At 72.2% G+C, this 18,361-nt stretch carries 18 protein-coding genes and 1 tRNA gene; 10 read left to right on the forward strand and 9 right to left on the reverse strand.

Annotated elements, in window-relative coordinates; all coding sequences use genetic code 11:
* Positions 1 to 56: 56 nt before the first annotated feature.
* Positions 57 to 142, reverse strand: a tRNA-Leu gene (locus tag AC1DQF_RS14780).
* Between the two features lie 148 nt (positions 143 to 290).
* On the opposite strand from AC1DQF_RS14780, the gene AC1DQF_RS14785 reads away from it, so the two are divergent.
* From AC1DQF_RS14785 to pknB, 7 genes are all read left to right on the forward strand, one after another.
* Positions 291 to 983 (forward strand): FhaA domain-containing protein, encoded by a 693-nt coding sequence (locus AC1DQF_RS14785; protein WP_477525979.1) that lies wholly within the window; start codon positions 291 to 293, stop codon positions 981 to 983.
* Positions 984 to 986: 3 nt separating this feature from the next.
* Positions 987 to 1,457: an FHA domain-containing protein FhaB/FipA gene (locus AC1DQF_RS14790; RefSeq protein ID WP_477525980.1), complete on the forward strand. Its 471-nt coding sequence runs from the start codon at positions 987 to 989 to the stop codon at positions 1,455 to 1,457.
* A gap of 12 nt (positions 1,458 to 1,469) precedes the next feature.
* Positions 1,470 to 2,753, forward strand: coding sequence for a protein phosphatase 2C domain-containing protein (locus AC1DQF_RS14795; protein ID WP_477525981.1), 1,284 nt, complete (start codon positions 1,470 to 1,472; stop codon positions 2,751 to 2,753).
* On the forward strand, positions 2,753 to 4,162 hold the full coding sequence (locus AC1DQF_RS14800) for an FtsW/RodA/SpoVE family cell cycle protein (protein WP_477525982.1): 1,410 nt from the start codon (positions 2,753 to 2,755) through the stop codon (positions 4,160 to 4,162). Before AC1DQF_RS14795 ends, AC1DQF_RS14800 begins: the two co-directional genes overlap by 1 nt.
* A 52-nt stretch (positions 4,163 to 4,214) precedes the next feature.
* Positions 4,215 to 5,675, forward strand: a complete 1,461-nt coding sequence (locus tag AC1DQF_RS14805) for a peptidoglycan D,D-transpeptidase FtsI family protein (RefSeq protein ID WP_477525983.1) — start codon at positions 4,215 to 4,217, stop codon at positions 5,673 to 5,675.
* Positions 5,672 to 7,189 (forward strand): serine/threonine-protein kinase, encoded by a 1,518-nt coding sequence (locus AC1DQF_RS14810; protein WP_477525984.1) that lies wholly within the window; start codon positions 5,672 to 5,674, stop codon positions 7,187 to 7,189. Before AC1DQF_RS14805 ends, AC1DQF_RS14810 begins: the two co-directional genes overlap by 4 nt.
* Before the next feature lie 85 nt (positions 7,190 to 7,274).
* Positions 7,275 to 9,068, forward strand: coding sequence for a Stk1 family PASTA domain-containing Ser/Thr kinase (pknB, locus tag AC1DQF_RS14815; protein WP_477525985.1), 1,794 nt, complete (start codon positions 7,275 to 7,277; stop codon positions 9,066 to 9,068).
* Between the two features lie 10 nt (positions 9,069 to 9,078).
* Here the strand turns inward: pknB and AC1DQF_RS14820 are convergent, their stop codons facing one another.
* Positions 9,079 to 9,873, reverse strand: a complete 795-nt coding sequence (locus AC1DQF_RS14820; protein WP_477525986.1) for a DUF881 domain-containing protein — start codon at positions 9,871 to 9,873, stop codon at positions 9,079 to 9,081.
* Between the two features lie 72 nt (positions 9,874 to 9,945).
* On the opposite strand from AC1DQF_RS14820, the gene AC1DQF_RS14825 reads away from it, so the two are divergent.
* On the forward strand, positions 9,946 to 10,398 hold the full coding sequence (locus AC1DQF_RS14825; protein WP_477525987.1) for a cell division protein CrgA: 453 nt from the start codon (positions 9,946 to 9,948) through the stop codon (positions 10,396 to 10,398).
* A 207-nt stretch (positions 10,399 to 10,605) separates the two neighbouring features.
* On the opposite strand, the gene AC1DQF_RS14830 is transcribed toward AC1DQF_RS14825, so the two are convergent.
* Both AC1DQF_RS14830 and AC1DQF_RS14835 read right to left on the reverse strand, forming a co-directional pair.
* The gene (locus AC1DQF_RS14830) at positions 10,606 to 11,535 is read right to left on the reverse strand and encodes a rhomboid family intramembrane serine protease (RefSeq protein WP_477525988.1); all 930 of its coding nucleotides are present in this window, start codon (positions 11,533 to 11,535) and stop codon (positions 10,606 to 10,608) included.
* A gap of 13 nt (positions 11,536 to 11,548) precedes the next feature.
* Positions 11,549 to 12,058 (reverse strand): peptidylprolyl isomerase, encoded by a 510-nt coding sequence (locus AC1DQF_RS14835; protein WP_477525989.1) that lies wholly within the window; start codon positions 12,056 to 12,058, stop codon positions 11,549 to 11,551.
* 225 nt (positions 12,059 to 12,283) lie between these two features.
* On the opposite strand from AC1DQF_RS14835, the gene AC1DQF_RS14840 reads away from it, so the two are divergent.
* Positions 12,284 to 13,108, forward strand: a complete 825-nt coding sequence (locus AC1DQF_RS14840) for a hypothetical protein (protein ID WP_477525990.1) — start codon at positions 12,284 to 12,286, stop codon at positions 13,106 to 13,108.
* A gap of 61 nt (positions 13,109 to 13,169) precedes the next feature.
* On the opposite strand, the gene AC1DQF_RS14845 is transcribed toward AC1DQF_RS14840, so the two are convergent.
* The 5 genes from AC1DQF_RS14845 to AC1DQF_RS14865 are packed head-to-tail and all read right to left on the reverse strand — an operon-like array spanning position 13,170 to position 17,283.
* Entirely contained in the window at positions 13,170 to 14,171 is a 1,002-nt protein-coding gene (locus tag AC1DQF_RS14845; protein WP_477525991.1) for a lysophospholipid acyltransferase family protein, read from the reverse strand.
* A 42-nt stretch (positions 14,172 to 14,213) separates the two neighbouring features.
* Positions 14,214 to 15,077: a patatin-like phospholipase family protein gene (locus AC1DQF_RS14850; protein WP_477525992.1), complete on the reverse strand. Its 864-nt coding sequence runs from the start codon at positions 15,075 to 15,077 to the stop codon at positions 14,214 to 14,216.
* A gap of 21 nt (positions 15,078 to 15,098) precedes the next feature.
* Complete coding sequence (locus tag AC1DQF_RS14855) at positions 15,099 to 15,494, reverse strand: DUF3817 domain-containing protein (protein WP_477525993.1); 396 nt, start codon at positions 15,492 to 15,494, stop codon at positions 15,099 to 15,101.
* On the reverse strand, positions 15,491 to 16,225 hold the full coding sequence (locus AC1DQF_RS14860) for an SURF1 family protein (protein WP_477525994.1): 735 nt from the start codon (positions 16,223 to 16,225) through the stop codon (positions 15,491 to 15,493). The genes AC1DQF_RS14855 and AC1DQF_RS14860 overlap by 4 nt, the downstream gene beginning before the upstream one ends.
* Positions 16,222 to 17,283 (reverse strand): hypothetical protein, encoded by a 1,062-nt coding sequence (locus AC1DQF_RS14865; protein WP_477525995.1) that lies wholly within the window; start codon positions 17,281 to 17,283, stop codon positions 16,222 to 16,224. The genes AC1DQF_RS14860 and AC1DQF_RS14865 overlap by 4 nt, the downstream gene beginning before the upstream one ends.
* Before the next feature lie 71 nt (positions 17,284 to 17,354).
* On the opposite strand from AC1DQF_RS14865, the gene AC1DQF_RS14870 reads away from it, so the two are divergent.
* Positions 17,355 to 18,359 (forward strand): AAA family ATPase, encoded by a 1,005-nt coding sequence (locus tag AC1DQF_RS14870; protein ID WP_477525996.1) that lies wholly within the window; start codon positions 17,355 to 17,357, stop codon positions 18,357 to 18,359.
* Positions 18,360 to 18,361: the final 2 nt, after the last annotated feature.

Raw genomic sequence — 18,361 nt, forward strand, 5'->3', positions numbered from 1 at the left:
GTCCTGGACGGGGGTTGTGTCGATCCGACGGATGTTCGTGCGTGAACACCCCATGGTGGTGCGCGAGGGGGGATTTGAACCCCCACGCCCTTTCGGACACTGCGACCTGAACGCAGCGCGTCTGCCGTTCCGCCACTCGCGCGTGAAGCGAGGGAAAGGCTATCCCACGCCCGCCGGGCCGTCACAATCGCGGTCCCGGGGCGGCACTCGGCTGCGGGGGTGCCCGGCGGGACCCTCCCCTGACAGTACGATCGGCCAGACCCGACGGCCGTCGAGAGGAGGCGCACGACGTGAACGCACTGCAGCGCTTCGAGCGCAGGCTCGAACAGATGATCTCCGGGGTGTTCGCCCGCGCCTTCCGCAGCGCGGTGCAGCCCGTCGAGATCGCCGCGGCCCTCCAGCGCGAGTGCGACAACAACGCCCAGATCATGAGCCGGGACCGGCGCCTGGTGCCCAACCGCTTCCTGGTGCTCCTGGCCGCGGTCGACCTCGAGCGCCTGCAGGGCTACGACGACGCGATGGAGCGCGAGCTCGTCGACCAGCTCAAGGACCACGCCGACACGCAGGGCTACGTCTTCACCGGCCCCGTGCACATCGACTTCGAGGCCGCCGACGACCTGACGACCGGTCGGTTCCGGATCCTCAGCCGCGCCGAGGCCAGCGTCACCGACAACGACCAGCGCACCCGCACCCGTGCGGCGCGCGCCGTGCTCGAGGTCAACGGCACCCGCCACCCGCTGCGGGCCCCCGGGCTGGTCGTGGGTCGCGGCACCGAGGCCGACCTGCGCATCAACGACCCCGGCGTCAGCCGCCGCCACATCGAGTTCACGGTCAACGGCGACGACCTCGAGGTGGTCGACCTCGGCTCCACCAACGGCATGCTTGTCGACGGCACCAAGGTCGGCCGGGCCGGACTCCGCGACGGCACCGAGGTCAAGATCGGGCACACCACCATGACGGTCCGCGTCACCGAGGAGGGCTAGGACATGTCCGAGCTCACCTTGTTCCTCATCCGCTTCGCCTACCTCGCGATCCTGTGGATCTTCGTGCTCTCGGCGATCTCGGTGATCCGCTCCGACATGTTCGGGGCCCGCGTGCCCGAGGCCGCCCGCGGCGCGGCCGCGCCCGCGCGCGGCAAGTCCAAGCCCCCGTCGCGCCGACGCGGCTCGCCGACCCACCTGATCGTGGTCGAGGGCGACAACACGGGCGCCCGGGCCGAGCTCGACGACGCGCCGCTGCTCATCGGACGCGGCAGCGACGCCGCCATCCGGCTCGACGACGACTACGTCTCCACCCGGCACGCCCGGGTGGCCGCCAGCGGCGAGGACTGGTTCGTCGAGGACCTCGGCTCCACCAACGGCACCTACGTCGGCTCCGTACGCATCACCCAGCCCACCACCATCGGGCTGGGCATCCAGGTGCGCATCGGCAAGACCATCCTCGAGCTGCGGAAGTAGGGTCGGCCCTCCATGACCGGACCGCTACGCCTGGCGTACTCCGCCATCTCCGACGTCGGACGCGTCCGTCGTGACAACCAGGACTCCGGGTATGCCGGGCCCTGGCTGCTGACGGTCTGCGACGGCGTCGGCGGCGCGGCGCGTGGCGACCTGGCCAGCAGCACCGCCGTGCAGCAGCTCCGCAAGCTGGACTCCGAGCCGACCGACGACCTCCTCGCCCTCGTCGCAGGCGCGATCCACCGCGCGGACGACCGGATCGGCGAGCTGGTCGAGGAGGACCCCGAGCTCAACGGCACCAGCACGACCGCGACGGTGGTGCTCTTCGACGGTGCCCGGATCGGCGTCGGACACCTCGGCGACAGCCGGGGCTACCTCCTGCGCGGCGGCGAGCTGCGACGTCTGACCCACGACCACACCTTCGTGCAGAGCCTCGTCGACGAGGGCCGGATCACCGAGGAGGAGTCGCGGGTGCACCCCAACCGCAACCTCATCCTCAAGGCGCTCGACGGCATCCGGCACGAGGAGCCCGACCTCTTCGAGGTCCCGCTCGAGGTCGGGGACCGCATCTTCTTGTGCAGCGACGGCGCCTGCGGCACCCTCGACGACGCCCGGATGGCCGACATCCTCGCGTCGGGCACCCCCGACTACGCCGCCGTCGAGCTGGTGCGCGCCAGCCTCGAGGCCGGCAGCAGCGACAACGTCACCTGCGTGGTGGCCGACGTCATCGACACCGAGCCCGACCCGGCCCTGGAGCCGCTGCTGGTGGGCGCCGCTGCCGACCTGCCCCGCAAGGGGTCCGGCGGGGGCCCCGGTCGCGGGCTCTTCCGGGGCCACCGCTCCGGCGACACGGGCGAGATCGACCCGGTGACCGATGCGCCCGACGGGGTGCCCGCCGACCTGCACGCCTTCGCGTCCGACCCGATCGACCCCGAGGCCCGGCGCTACGCGCCCCGCCCGCCGGCCCGGCACACCTGGCTCAAGCGGATGCTCGTGATCGCCGCCCTCCTCGGCATCGTCTGGATGGCGCTGGCCGCCGCCTGGTCGTGGAGCCAGCAGCAGTTCTACGTGGGCGTCTCCGACCACAAGGTGACCATCTTCCGCGGGCTCAACGCCGAGATCCCCGGCGTGGACGTCTCGCACCCCTACGAGGTCAGCGACGTCGACGTCGCCAACCTCAGCGAGATCGACGCCGAGCAGGTGACCGCCGGCATCGAGGCGAGCGACCTCGACGACGCCCGGGCGACCGTGGACAACTACGCCGCACGGCAGGACGTGCCCGCGCAGGACGCCGGCTGATGAGCCAGGACCACACCCTGATGGGATTCGTGCACCGGCGCCGCCGGGGCGCGGAGCTCTTCCTGCTCCTGCTCGCGCTGGCGGTGGGCATCGGCGCGTACGCCGCCGTCGGCCTCGGCATGGAGGGCACCATCCCGGCCGACATCGTCGGCTACGGCGGGTGGCTCAGCGCCCTCATCGTCGTCGCCCACGTGGCGATCCGGATCTTCGCGCCGTACGCCGACCCGGTGCTGCTGCCCCTCGTGGCGGCCCTCAACGGCCTCGGCCTCGCGGTCATCCACCGCCTGGACCTGGACAACACCAGCCAGTGCGTCGACAACGACTCGTTCGCCCGTCAGCAGCTCATCTGGATGACGCTGGGCGTGGTGCTCTTCGTGGCCACCCTCGGGCTGCTGCGCGACCACCGGCTGCTGCAGCGGTTCACCTACACGACCGGCCTGGCCGCGATCGTGCTGCTGCTCCTGCCGATGGCCCCGCTCGTCGGCAAGAACATCAACGGCGCCAGGATCTGGATCGCCGTCGGCCCGTTCAGCTTCCAGCCCGGCGAGGTCGCCAAGGTGCTGCTGGTGATCGCGTTCGCCGGCTACCTCGTGCTGCACCGCGACGCCCTGGCGCTGGCCGGACGGCGGGTCCTCTTCATCGACCTGCCGCGCGGTCGGGACCTGGGCCCGATCCTGGGCATGTGGGCCGTCAGCATGTTCATCCTGGTCTTCCAGCGCGACCTGGGGTCCTCGCTGCTGTTCTTCGGGATCTTCCTGATCATGCTGTACGTCGCCACCGAGCGCGCCGGCTGGCTGCTGGTCGGATCGATCATGTTCGCGGTGGGCGCGTTCGCCGGGTGGCGGCTCTTCGGCCACGTGCAGAACCGCGTCAACATCTGGCTCGACCCGATGGCCTACTACGACAAGACGCCCGGCTCGGGTCAGCTCGTCGAGGGCCTGTTCGGGATGGGCTGGGGCGGCCTCATCGGACGCGGCTTCGGCGGCGGCGCACCCTGCCGGATCCCCTACGCCGAGTCCGACTTCATCGTGCCGGCGATCGGCGAGGAGCTCGGCCTGACCGCCGTCATGGCGATCATCGTCTGCTACGGCCTCATCGTGGAGCGCGCGCTGCGGATCGCGCTCATCTCGCGTGACGGCTTCGGCAAGCTGATGGCCGTCGGGCTGGGCAGCATCTTCGCCCTCCAGGTCTTCGTCGTGGTGGGCGGCGTGACCGGCCTCATCCCGCTCACCGGCCTCACCACCCCGTTCCTGTCCTACGGCGGCTCGTCGCTGGTGGCCAACTGGGTGGTGATCGCGCTCCTGCTGCGCATCTCCGACCAGGCCCGGCGCCCCGTCCCCCGCTCCAGCGAGAGCGACTCCGACACCGGCTCCGACAGTGAGTCGACCCAGGTGGTGAAGCTGCGATGAATCACCCCACGACGTTCCTCGCTGCGCTCCCGACGACGCGGGGGCCCCGATCATGAACAAGCCGATCCGCACGATCTCGCTCTTCTGCCTCGTGCTCTTCCTCGCCCTGATGCTCAACGCGACGTACCTCATGTACGTCCGCTCCGGCGAGCTCACCGCGGACCCGCAGAACCGGCGGGTCATCAACGCGGCGTTCTCCCGCGAGCGCGGCGCGATCCTGGTGGGCAAGGACCCGGTCGCGCGCAGCGTGCCCAGCGACGACAGCTACGACTTCCAGCGCACCTACCCGCAGCCGTTCAAGTACGCCCCGCTGACCGGCTACTTCTCCTACTACAGCCAGACCGGCCTCGAGCGCTCCCAGAACGACGTGCTCTCCGGCGACGACTCGCGGCTCTTCGTGACCCGCCTCGTCGACATGCTGAGCAACACCGACCCGCAGGGCGGCAACGTCCAGCTCACGATCGACCCCGACGCGCAGACCGCCGCCTTCGACGGCCTGCAGGCGCTGGGCGAGGACGTGCAGGGTGCCGTCGTGGCCATCGAGCCGGCCACCGGCAAGATCCTCGCGCTGGTGTCGAACCCGACCTACGACCCCAACACGATGGCCTCGCACGACTTCGCCGCCGTGTCGCAGAGCTACAGCGCGCTCCTCGAGGACGAGGCGGAGCCGCTCATCAACCGAGGCATCAGCACCACCCTGCCGCCCGGCTCGACCTTCAAGCTGGTGACCGCGGCGGCAGCCATCGAGTCCGGCGACTACGACGCCCAGTCGATGGTGCCCGGCGGGACCTCCTTCCAGCTGCCCCAGTCGACGACCAAGGTCGGGAACGAGGGTGGGAGCGACTGCGGCGGCAACCGGATCACCCTGACCCAGGCCCTCCAGGTGTCCTGCAACGTGACGTTCATGTCCCTGGCCGACGAGCTCGGGATCGAGGCGATGACCGAGCAGGCGGAGAAGTTCGGCTTCAACGCCACGTCGCTGGAGGACCTGCCCGGCCAGGCCCGCTCGCTCTACCCCCCGGACATGGACCCGCCGCAGACCGCGCTGTCGGGCATCGGCCAGGCGAGCGTGACCGCGACGCCCCTGCAGATGGCGATGGTGTCCGCGGGCATCGCCAACGACGGCGTCGTGATGCGTCCCTACGTCGTCGACGAGGTCCGTGCGCCCAACCTCTCGCTGCTGGACAAGACCTCGGAGTCCGAGCTGTCCGAGGCCGTCTCGCCCAGCACCGCCGAGGAGCTGACCGAGATGATGGTCGCCACCGTCGACGAGGGCACCGCCTACGCGGCCGCGATCCCCGGGGTGCGGGTGGCCGGCAAGACCGGGACGGCGCAGTCCACCGACACCCGCCCGCCGTACGCCTGGTTCACCTCCTTCGCCCCGGCCGACGACCCCAAGGTGGCCGTCGCGGTGCTCGTGCAGTCCAGCGACACCGCGCGCGGCGACATCGCGGGCGGCCGGCTCGGCGGGCCGATCGCCAAGGCGGTCATGGAGGCGGTGCTCAACCCGTGACGACCACTCCTCCCGACGGCACCTCGCAGCGCTTCGCCGACGACTCGCGCCGCTATGCGCTCACCTCCCGGATCGCGACCGGCGGCATGGGCGAGGTCTGGCGCGGCACCGACACCGTGCTGTCACGCCCGGTGGCGATCAAGGTCCTCAAGCCGGAGTACGCCGACGACGCGCTGTTCCGCACCCGCTTCGAGACCGAGGCCCGGCACGCGGCGTCGCTGCACCACCCCGGGATCGCGGGCGTCTTCGACTTCGGCGAGGCGGCCCCGGTGGACGGCTCGCCCTCGCCGCGGCCGTTCCTGGTCATGGAGCTGGTCGAGGGCCAGCCCCTCTCGAACCTGCTGCGACCCCACGCGCCCATGGATCCCGAGGTGGTGCGCGACCTGCTCTCGCAGGCCGCCGAGGCCCTCGGAGCGGCGCACGCGGCCGGGATCGTCCACCGCGACGTCAAGCCCGGCAACCTGATCGTGACCCCGGACCGGCGCACCAAGGTGACCGACTTCGGGATCGCCCGCGCGGCCGAGGGGATGTCCCTGACCGAGACCGGCCAGGTGATGGGCACCCCGGCGTACATCTCCCCCGAGCAGGCCGAGGGCAGGCGCGCCACGAGCGCCTCCGACGTCTACGCCCTGGGCGTCGTGGCGTTCGAGTGCCTGGCGGGGCGCAAGCCGTTCCTGGCCGACACGCCCGTGGCGACCGCGATCGCCCACCTTCGAGAGCCGGTCCCGGAGCTGCCCGACAGCGTGCCGGCCGACCTCGCCGCCGTCGTGCGCCGGTCTATGGCCAAGGATCCCGCCGACCGGTACGCCGACGGCGCGGCCTTCGCGGCCGCGCTGCGCGATCCGTCGAGCGACGGGGCGGCCGGGGCCGCCACCGTCGTCGCCCCGGTGGTGGCGCCCGTGCCGGTCCAGGACCCGACGAGYACGCAGGTCCTCGCCCCGGTGCCCGCCGCGGCATCGGTCCCGGCCTCCGCACCCGCACCTCCTGCCGATGACGACCGCCGCTCCCGGGGCTGGCTGCCGTGGGCGCTGCTGGGCCTGGCGCTGGTGGTGGTCGCCCTCATCGCGACGCAGGTCCTCGGCGACGACCCCGCCACCGACGACACCCCGGACCAGCAGAACCCCTCCCCGACGGCCAGCCGCACACCCAGCCCGAGCCCCAGCGAGACCCCGTCGGAGACCCCCACCGAGACGCCCACCGAGACGACGACCGTCGAGGTGGACGAGGCGGCGTACCTCGGGCGGGACGTCAAGGAGGTCGAGGGGGCGCTCAGGGAGCTCGGCCTGAAGGTCGGCAAGGAGAAGGTCGACAACCCCGGGGACGAGACGGAGAACGCCGTCCTCGGCGTCGACCCCACCGGCACGCTGGAGCGGGGCGACACGGTGACGGTGTCCTACTGGGGCAAGCCGCCGAAGGAGACTCCCACCGAGACGCCCACCGAGACGCCCACCGAGACCCCCACCGATCCCACGACGTCGCCGGCCCCGGCGACGCCCACGGACAGTCCGAGCTGATGGGACGGGGCACGACCACCMACACGACCAGCCACACGACGATCCGGACGACCAGCCGGACCACCAGCGCAGCGAGAGGGCGACGATGAGCAACGAGCCGACCGTGATCGGCGGCCGCTACGAGCTCGGCGAGCTGCTGGGCCGCGGCGGCATGGCCGAGGTCCGCAAGGGCCGCGACACCCGCCTCGGCCGCACCGTGGCGGTCAAGCGACTGCGGACCGACCTGGCGAGCGACGCGACCTTCCAGGCGCGCTTCCGTCGCGAGGCGCAGAGCTCGGCCTCGCTCAACCACCCCGCGATCGTGTCGGTCTACGACACCGGCGAGGAGATGGCGACCGACGGCTCCGACGTCGCCCAGCCCTACATCGTCATGGAGTGCGTCCAGGGCCGGACGCTGCGCGACATCATCCGCGAGGGGCGCAAGATCCTGCCCGAGCGCGCGCTGGAGATCACCAGCGACGTGCTCGCGGCCCTCGACTACAGCCACCGGGCCGGGATCATCCACCGCGACATCAAGCCCGGCAACGTGATGCTGACCCCGAGCGGCGACGTCAAGGTGATGGACTTCGGCATCGCCCGGGCCGTGTCCGACGCCTCGTCGACGATGACCCAGACCGCCGCGGTCGTCGGCACCGCGCAGTACCTCTCCCCCGAGCAGGCCCGCGGCGAGACCGTCGACTCCCGCTCGGACGTCTACTCCACCGGCTGCCTGCTCTACGAGCTCCTGACCGGCCGGCCGCCCTTCGTCGGCGACAGCCCCGTGGCCGTGGCCTACCAGCACGTGCGCGAGCAGCCCTCGCCGCCGTCGGACCACGACCAGGAGCTCGACCCCGAGATCGACGCGATCGTCCTCAAGTCGCTCGCCAAGCGGGTCGAGGACCGCTACCAGAGCGCCGCGGCGATGCGCCAGGACATCGAGCGCTACCTGGCCGGGCACCCGATCCAGGCGGTCGCGCCGCCCGTCGCCGCGACCGAGGTGGTCCCGGCGGTCGCCGCCACCTCGACCATCCCGGCCGCGGTGGCCACTCCCCCCGGTGAGGACCGCCAGCGTGGTCGCACCGGCCTGATGATCCTGCTCGGCCTGCTCATCGTCGCCGCCATCGCCGGGGCGGCGTACGTCCTGCCGAGCATGTTCGAGGAGGACGTCCAGCGCTCCCAGGTGCCCGCCCTCGTCGGCCTCACCGAGGAGCAGGCGCGCATCGAGATCGGCCAGGCCGGCCTGTCGGTCGGCCAGGTCAACCACGAGCCCTCCGACGACGTCCCCACCGACGAGGTCGTCCGCCAGAACCCCAACCGGGACGTCTACGTCGATCCCGGCACCGACGTCGACCTCGTGGTCTCCCTCGGCAAGCCCGAGGTGCAGGTCCCGTACGTCGTGGGGCAGCCACGCACCGCTGCCCGTGACACGTTGCGGGCCCAGGGCTTCAAGGTCACCGCCACCGAGGTGGAGTCCGACGAGCCGAAGGGCCAGGTCATCTCGACCGACCCGCCCGCCGGCCAGTCCGTCGCCGAGGGCACGACGGTCACCCTGTCGGTCTCCGACGGTCCCGAGTCGGTCCCGTCGGTCATCGGCCTGCGACAGGGCGAGGCCACGCGCACGCTCCGCCAGGCCGGCTTCGAGGTGGAGGTCCGTACGGACCCCTCGTCCACCGAGCCCAAGGGCCAGGTCGTCGACCAGTTCCCGCGCGACGGCGAGGCCGACCGCGGCGACACGGTGCTGATCGTGGTCTCGGYCTTCGTCGAGCCGCCGCCGACCGAGACGCCCACGGAGACGCCGACGGAGACGCCGACGACGCCCACCGAGACCCCCACGACCCCGACCGAGACGCCGACGACGCCCACGGAGACGCCGACGACGACCCCGCGGCGTACGCCCTGACGGGCTGGGGTCAGCCGGCGTCCTGGTCGGGCGTGGCCATCGGCGTGGCGTAGGTCAGGTCGAGCAGCCCCTCGTAGGCCGGCGCGGTCACCCGCGGCACCGTCGTGACCTCGTAGCCCACCCCGCCGGTCGGGTCGGCGGCGTACTCGCGGTAGGTGTCGAGGTAGCGGTCCTCCTCGAGCGAGGCCTGGATCGCGTCGGGATCGCCGATCCCCACGATCTCGTACGGCGGGGAGTAGGGCACCCCGTGCAGGGTCACCGAGTTGCCCTCGCACTTGATGCCCGTGGTCGAGATGATCCGCTGGCCCTGGAGGGTGACCGCGACGGCGCCCGCGCGCCACATGGCGTTGACGACGGCCTGGAGATCCTGCTGGTGCACGACCAGGTCGTTCTGGTCCCGGTCGGTCTCGACGAGGACGTCCTCCGGCGCGTCGGTGAGGGTCACCTTGACCGCCTGACCGGTGCGCGGGGTCAGACCGGCGGGGTCGACGAGGGTGTCGATCTCGTCCTGGTAGCGGTTGACCGTGCGGTCCCCGAGGCCGTCCGTCAGGGTCTCGATCTCGGCGTTGAGGCCGGTGACCTCGTCGGTGAGCTCATTGGTGTCGTTGCGCTCGGCCTGCACCACCGAGGCCAGGTCGGTGTAGCTGCCGCCGCGCAGGTCGGTGCCGCCGCTCTGGTTGGCGCTGACCGCGAACAAGGTCCCGCAGAGGATGAACATCGTCGGGGTCCCCACCCGCCACATCAGGGCCCGCCGACGCGCGCGCGCCACGCTGTCGTCGGGGCGCGGGTCGGAAGGGGCGGGCACGGCGACTACGCTAGCCCCCCGGTGGGCGCCGCACGCCCCACCGCCCGAGTTCGTGAGCTACGAGGAGTGGTCGTGCCCAAGTCCAGCGAGGCGTTCGTCGACAGCCCGGCGAAGGTCTTCTCCGTGAGGTTCGTCGTGGCCCTGCTGCTCATCGCGGCGGGCATCGGCTGGATCCTCTACTACTACCTCGGTGTGCGCCCCGACCCGGAGGCCTTCCCGGCCGAGGAGGGCTCCCCCAAGGCGATCGCGGACCTCGGCCTGTGGAACTACGCCATCGGCTTCGGCTCGCTCATGCTCGGGCTGGCGATCTCCGCCCACCCCTCCACCCCGCTCGGACGCGGTCGAGGCGTCGTGGTCGGCATGCTCGGCTGCTTCCTGGTCGGCCTGCTGTGGATCTGCACGTTCTACGTCTTCTCCGACGACCTCTCCTCGCTGCCGGTCTTCAACGACCTCGGCCAGTGGAACCTCGCCGTCGGCATCGCCTTCATGGCGGTCGGGTTCACCTTCGCGACCCGCTGGGAGTGACCCTCCCGCTCCGTCGTGCAGCGGCGCCGGCTCCCGTCAGGGGGTCGGCGCCGCCGTCATTTTCCCCAGCCTGGGGACAAGGTGTGGAGAACTACACCGGTGTAGTTCTCCACAGGTGATTCCACACCTGTGGATGAACCTAGGGGTGAATTCAGCCCGGTGTGATTCATACGGACGGACGTCGTGGCGTACGTGCGCCGTCACACCTCAGGGCAGGGCGACGACGCGGACCACGGCGAGGGCCAGCAGGGCCAGGGTCAGGGTCGCCACCCCGCTCCACTGCACGAGGCTGCGCCGCTGCCGGGGCGCGTAGACCAGCAGCGCGGCGATCAGCGCACCGCCGACGAGGCCGCCGAGGTGCCCCTGCCAGGAGATACCCGGGACGGCGAAGGTGATGACGAGGTTGAGCACGAGCAGCCCGCCGAGGCTGCGCAGGTCGCCGCCGACCTTCAGGGCCACGACACCGAGCCCGCCGAACAGGCCGTAGATGGCGCCCGAGGCGCCGAGGGTGAGCCCGATCTCCGGGGAGAGCCACAGGACGGCGACCGAGCCGGCCAGCCCCGAGACCAGGTAGAGGACCAGGAAGCGGACCCGGCCCAGGACCAGCTCGAGCTGCGGCCCCAGGATGTAGAGGGCGAGCATGTTGCCCGCGATGTGCCAGATCTCCACGTGCGCGAACTGGCTGGTGAGCAGCTGCCACCAGGCGCCGTCGTCGACACCGGTCAGGAAGCGCCCGCCGACGGCGTCGCACGTCGTCCGGGTCATGTCGTAGAGGTAGCCGTCCCCGGGGGCGCAGGCGCCGTTGGCGCGCAGGCCGAGGCGGTCGACCAGCGCGCTGCCGGAGCCGCCCGTCACCAGGATCGCCAGCCAGACCGCCACGTTGAGGCCGATGAGCACCAGCGACGTGAGGGCGGGGTTGCTCGAGCGCGCGCCGCCGTACGGCGCCTGGATGCTGCGGGTGCTCCTGGCGCCCTCGGCGATGCACGAGGGGCACTGGAAGCCGACCGCCGCGTCCCGCATGCAGTCGGGACAGATGGGCCGCTCGCAGCGCTGGCAGCGGATCCATGTCTCGCGGCCGGCGTGCCGATAACAGGTCGGGACGCCGGCCGCGGGATCGCCGGAGGTCGGCTGGGTCATGCGGGTGAGGGTCTCAGCGCTCGATGGTGACCGACTCGATGGTGACCGGCTCGGCCGGTCGGTCCATCGCGCCGGTGCGGGTCGAGCCGATCGCGTCGACGACGTCGCGCGAGGACTGGTCGGCCACCTCGCCGAAGATCGTGTGCTTGCGGTTCAGCCACGGGGTGGCGCCGAGGGTGATGAAGAACTGCGAGCCGTTGGTGCCCGGGCCGGCGTTTGCCATGGCGAGCAGGTAGGGCTTGTCGAAGACGAGCTCGGGGTGGATCTCGTCCTTGAACTGGTAGCCGGGGCCGCCGGTGCCGGTGCCCTGCGGGCAGCCGCCCTGGATCATGAAGCCCTCGATGACCCGGTGGAAGCCGAGGCCGTCGTAGAAGGGGCCGGTCTTGCCGTCGCCGGTCTTGTAGTCCTTGGTGCCCTCGGCGAGGCCCACGAAGTTGTCGACCGTCTCCGGCGCGTGGTTGGGGAACAGGTTGATGACGATGTCACCCTTGTTCGTCTTCAGGGTGGCCTTGGTGTCAGCCATGGTCTGCCTCTCGCGTGTCAGGAGTGCGTACGACGCAGGGGCGCCGCGCACGTGTCGCCGTCGATCCTGCCATGCACCTGGACACGCCCCCGTGCACGCCCCGTGCACGCCCCGTGACCCGTGGCCGTGCACCGGTGACCGGACGGTGGACTTCACCCGGACGGGGCTGTCGGCCGATTCGCACGGCATGGTGAGATGGGTACACAACTCACAAGGAGGCCACGCATGCGCATCCGCAGGCAGAAGTCGATCATGGATCGGGCCCACGACTACGTGGAGTCCGTCGCCGACACCGTCATTCCCCAGCTCGAGGCTGCGCTGGAGACCGCGCGCTCCACGGCGGGCCCTGCTCTCGCCGACGCGCGGGACAAGGCAGCCCCGCTGGTGTCCGACGCCCGCGACCGCGCCGTACCCCTCCTCCAGGACACCCGGGACCGGGCGGTGCCCCTGCTCCAGGACGCTCGCGACCGTGCCGTCCCGGTTCTCGCCGAGGGCCGGGCCCTGGCGAGCGAGAAGGTCGCCGCCGGCGCCACCCTCGCCGCCGTCAAGGCTGCGGAGGGTCGCGACCTCGCCGCCGCCAAGGTGGCCGAGCTGCGCCAGGAGCCGGAGCCCCAGCGCAGCAAGATCAAGACCCTGCTGCTCATCGGCGGCCTGCTCGCCATCGGCGGTGCGGTCTTCAGCAAGCTGCGCAAGTCGCAGACTAAGGACAACTGGCAGTCCAGCTACACCCCGGCCCCGCCGGCCGGCGGCAGCGCGTCCTCCGGCTCTCCGGCCACGTCCCCGCTCCCCCCGAGCGGTGTGGCGGGCGACCCGCTGACCGACCCCATCAAGACCCCGCTCGACCCGTCCACCCCCACGGCGGTCGACGCCGCGGAGGCTTCCGACGCCCTGACCGACCCGACCCACCGTGCCCCGGTGGACGACGTCGGCGGCGGCGCCCCGGGCGAGGCGCTCAGCGACCGCGTCGAGGAGCCGCACGACCCGACCACCCCGGACAACCCGGCCGAGGTCATCGACGTGGACGACGTCCCGGACAACCCGAGGTCCTGACCGACCAGCGCGAGCACAGCCACCCACGAGCCCCGGACCTGCTGGTCCGGGGCTCGTGGCGTCAGACGACGGTGCGGTGGTCGTCGATCCAGGCGTCGATCTGCTCCCACCAGCCGAAGAGCCACTCGATGCGCGCCTCGCGATCGGCCGGGATCTCGGCCCGCGGGACCTCCCACCAGCGCATCACCAGGGTCTTGTCCATCGGCARCTCGCGCCACAGGTCACCGACGGTGAGCAGGTGGTCGAGGCCGGTGTGCGCGACCATCACCACGTCGGCCTCCGGGGCCGCGTCGAGGGCGGCGAGGAAGCCGCCCGGGCGCGGGGCCAGCACGTTGGTCATCCGCTCCGCACGGTCGGCCATCTGCTGCAGGCCGAGCTTGCGCAGCCGGGCGATGGCCCGCTCCCGCCGGGCCGGGGTGAAGTTGCCGCCCTCGGGGAAGATCACGAACGCGTCGTTGGTGTCGAGCCCGCTCGCCAGCTCGGCGATCTGGGACTCGAGGTCCTCCCCGGCGGCCGGGTTGGGTGAGATGAAGCTGGCCGGGATCCTGCGCAGGAGCACGTCGATGGCCGGGTCCCAGGCGAGGGTGTCCTTGAGGACGACGCGGGGCTCGCGGCCGTACCAGTGCAGCAGCGCGTACATCAGCGTGAACGAGTCGCCCGGTCCCGCGTGCCGGCAGCAGACCAGTATCGGCCGCTCGGGGTGCCGCGCCGGGGCAGGGCCGTCGGTGCGGATCCGCAGCGCCAGCACCCGTCGCGCCTCGCGGAAGAACCCGACCAGGGTGAACTGCACCAGATCGTAGTGGATGCCGGCGAAGTACGGCGAGCGGATCTTCCACCCGAAGCCCGACGCCAGCCACAGCCCCAGGAGCACGAGGAGCAGCAGCGACTCGATGGTGAGGTAGAGGAACGCCACCCAGAAGAGCCGCAGCGCGCGCCAGCGACCGGGGAGCACCGGGGAGATCGCCGCGGCCCCGATGAGCCACAGCGGGAAGGTCACCCACAGCAGCACCGTCAGCCCGACCAGGGCCGGGGCGAGCACGAGCCGGCGCAGGACCCAGATCACGACGTCGTCCCGGTCACCCTGGTCACGGCGTCATCCTGTCGCTCACGAGGGGTCCGGGTCGAGGTGCTCGTCGAGGTAGGCGCGCGAGGCGTCGTACGTCGCGTCGATGCGTCGCTGGACGGAGGAGAAGTCGCGGAAGGCGAGCATCGAGTCGTCCTTGGACGACGTTCCGGCGGCGGGCAGGACGTGCGCCTCGACCTGGTCGGGGATCTCGGCGAGCTCGCGCATGAAGCGGTGGCGGCGGGCGACCTCGAAGCTCACCCGGGCCACCTCCCAGGGACGCCTCGGGACGCTCAGCGGCCGGTCGATGCGGCCGACCTGGAGCACGAAGACACGGGTCGCGCCGAGGGACACGGCGCGCCCGACCGGGATGGAGTTGACCAGGCCGCCGTCGAGGAAGTGCTCGACCCCGAACTCGGTCTCGACCCGTGCGGGCGGCAGCAGGCCGGGGACGGCGGCACTGGCCACGATCGCCGGCACCAGGGGCCCGGAGTCGAACCAGTGCTCCGCCGAGCGCTCGATGCTGGCCGCGCACACCTGGAAGGACACCTCGAGGTCGGCGAACGTGGTGTCCCCGAGCTCGTCGGCCAGGCGCTGGGTGAGCGGCTTGGCGGAGTAGATGTGGGTGCCCGTCGACATCGCCCGCCGGACCGTGCGCAGCGGACGGTCGTGGAAGGGCGAGGCGCCCCCGTCGGTGCTGCCGGCCGCGGTCGCCGCCCACAGGTCGGTGAGCCGCTTGATGACCGGCAGCCGCGGCTCGCGGGCCACCATCGCGCCGTTGAGCGCGCCCACGCTCGTGCCCAGCACCAGGTCGGGGGTGATGCCGCGCTCGAAGAGCGCCCGCAGCATGCCGACCTCGACGGCGCCGAGGATGCCGCCGCCGCCCAGGACGAAGGCGGTCTTCACGACGGGAGGCCTCTCACGCGCTCAACGCAGCTCGGGGTCCGGTCGGGTGACCTCGGCCGAGTGCTGCAGCTCCGGGTGCTCGGCGATCGTGCGCTGCGTGGCGCGGTGCTCCGCCCAGAACGAGACCACCGGGATGGTGCCGCAGACCAGCGTGACCGCGAGGAACGGCAGGTCCCAGGCCGCGCGGCGGCCCAGCATGAACGCCATGATCAGGAAGATCAGGTAGAGCCAGCCGTGCGCGACCCCGAGGTAGGCGGAGATGCCGGCGCCCACGTCGTACGCCGTGCCGCCCTTGGGCATGGCCTCGGGGAACAGCAGGTAGCCGTAGTGGAGCGGCAGGCCGACGAGGCACAGCACGATGAGCAGCACACCGACGACGGTGGCCATGACCCGGTAGCGGAGCAGAGCGGCCTTCACGACGCCGAGTCTGTCACGCGGTCCACAGCGCGCTCGTCGCGGAGCCATCGCCACCAGATGAAGGCCGCGAAGCCGCCGAAGACCCACCACTCGAGGGCGTACAGGAGGTTGCGGACCGCGGTGAAGCGCCCGACCTCGGGCAGCGAGTCCAGGTTGGCGGCCTCCAGGCCCGGGCCCGGCTCCTGCGCCACCAGGTAGGCGCCGTAGAGGTCGGCGTCGACGCGCTGGACCGCGTCCGCGATCCGCAGCTGCGGTACGACGTCGTCGTCCGGGTCGTCGTCCACCACGCCGGTGCCCTCCGCCGGCTGGAGCCAGCCGGTGAGCGAGGCGGGTCCGACCGCGGGCGGGACGTCGGGGTCGGGCGTCCAGCCCCGGACCACGAGCACCGCGGTGTCGCCGCCGGACTCGTCCAGGGCGAGCGGGGTCACCGCCCAGTAGCCGTCCTGCCCGTCCTGGGTGCGCCCGGAGACCAGGAAGCTGCCCTGGCCCAGCCACGTGCCGGCGACGTCCACCGGACGGCCCACCTCGTCGCCGGGGAACGGGTCGTCGGAGCCCATCACGTCGTCGAGGGCCACCGGGGCCAGGGAGGTCARGTCCCGCGCCTGGGCGTCGCGGCGCGACTGCCAGGCCCCGAGCTGCCACCAGCCCAGCCAGCCGGCGATGGCGACGAACACCAGGGCGAGGGCCGTGGCGCCGAGGGTGCGGGCGTTGATGATCCGTGCGGGGCTCACAGGCCGGTCGGCTCCTCCATCGGCGCCACCTCGGGGCAGACCGCGAAGGGCAGCACGTCGGTCAGCACCAGACCGGCGGCGGCGCCCGGGTCGCGCACCGTCCAGCCGATCCGTCCGGTCGAGGGGTCGACCACCGGCCGTGTGAAGGCGTCGCCGAAGCCCACCGGACCCACGGTCGGGACGTCCTCGGCGAGTGCGGCCCGGTCGAAGAGGTCGGGGCGGTCGACGCCCAGCCGCGCTGTGGCGATGCCGTCGGCGAAACCCACCGCGAAGGTCTCGAGGGGATCGAGGTCGGTCGGGTCGTGCCGGGCCACGAGCGCGTCCAGGTCCGTCACGTCCGCGTCGGGCCCCAGCACCTGCGCCAGCGGCACGCAGCCGGCGCGGTAGTAGGTCGCCTCGGTGGCGCCGGACGAGGTCAGGTCCACGATGCCCGGGCGTTCGGCCCACGTCTCCTCGTCCCCGGCGGCGGCACCCACGGAGACCAGGTGCCTGGCCCGGTCGACCTCGGCCCCGCCGAGCCCGGCCACCTTGGCGTCGACCGCGCCCGCGACCAGCGCCATGTCGAGGTCGGGCCGCAGCGCGAGCACCCAGCCGGGGCCGTCGGGGGTGAGGAAGTGGGCCTCCCAGTCGACGTCGTCGGAGGTGAAGCCGTGGTCGAGCAGCAGCTCGGAGTCGTGCTCGTGCAGCATCCCGGCCGCGAGCAGCACCGACTCCCGCCGCGCCCGCTCCCAGTAGTCGGTGCGGTCCCGCACGAGGTCCTCGCTGGTCAGCTCGGGCACCCCCAGCGCGCGCCGGGAGGCGTCGAAGTCGGTCACCGTCACCAGGGTCGCGTCGGCGGGGACCAGCGCGAGGGCCGCCTCGCCGGCCGGCAGCGTGTCGTCGGTGCCGTAGGCCGGGACGGTCGGCTCCGGGGTCTCGGCCAGAGCCTGCGGCGTGGGCTCCGGGTCGTCGCCGCACCCCCCGAGGAGAAGCGGCAGGACCACCACCAGACCGGTCAGCCGGGTCGTCGTACGACGCTGGGCGCGCGTGGACGTACGCGACCGGGGGGTGGATGACACGGCCAGAGTCTGCCACTGCGTCCCCAGCCGGCCCGCGCCCGCGTACCCTTCGCCCAGACGGAGAGGCGCACATGACTGACACCCACGCGACGGCGGTCGACGGGAGCACCGGATCGATCACCGCGCACGAGGCGGAGTGGTTCAGCCGCACCTTCACCCAGGTCGCCGACCACATGGGCCGTGCCGTCCTCGGCAAGGACCACGTCGTGCGCCTGGCCCTCACCTGCCTGGTCTCCGAGGGCCATCTGCTCCTCGAGGACCTGCCCGGCACCGGCAAGACGATGCTGGCCCGCGCGCTGTCCAACACCATCGAGGGCAGCCACGCGCGCATCCAGTTCACGCCCGACCTGCTGCCCACCGACGTCACCGGGGTGACGGTCTACGACCAGCACAAGGGCACCTTCGACTTCCACCGCGGCCCGATCTTCCACGACATCGTGCTGGCCGACGAGATCAACCGGGCCTCCCCCAAGACCCAGTCGGCGCTCCTCGAGGTGATGGAGGAGGGGCACGTCACGGTCGACGGCATCACCCACGACGTGCCGCGGCCCTTCATGGTGATCGCCACCCAGAACCCCATCGAGCAGGCCGGCACCTACCGGCTGCCCGAGGCCCAGCTCGACCGGTTCCTCATGAAGACCTCCGTCGGCTACCCCGACGCGGACGCCACCGAGGAGCTCCTGCTCGGCTCGGCGGTGCGGGACCGGGCCTCGCTGGTCGCCCCTGTCGTCTCCCTCGCGGTCGTCTCCGAGCTCACCCGGGTCGCGGGCGAGGTGTACGTCGACCGCGCCGTCGTGCGCTACGTCCGCCAGCTCGCCGAGGCCAGCCGCGACCTCCAGCACGTGAAGATGGGCCTGTCCGCCCGCGGCTGCCTGGCCTTCATCCGGGTGGCCAAGACGTGGGCCGCCGCCGACGGCCGGACGACCGTGGTCCCCGGCGACATCACCGCCCTGGCCACCCCGGTGCTCTGCCACCGGCTGCTGCTCGACCCGCAGGCGGCGTTCAACGGCGTCTCGGTCGACGACGTCATCGAGACGCTGCTCGAGTCGGTCGAGCCCCCGACCTACCGCGGCTGAGC

This window comes from Nocardioides sp. P4_G4 (assembly GCF_056401085.1).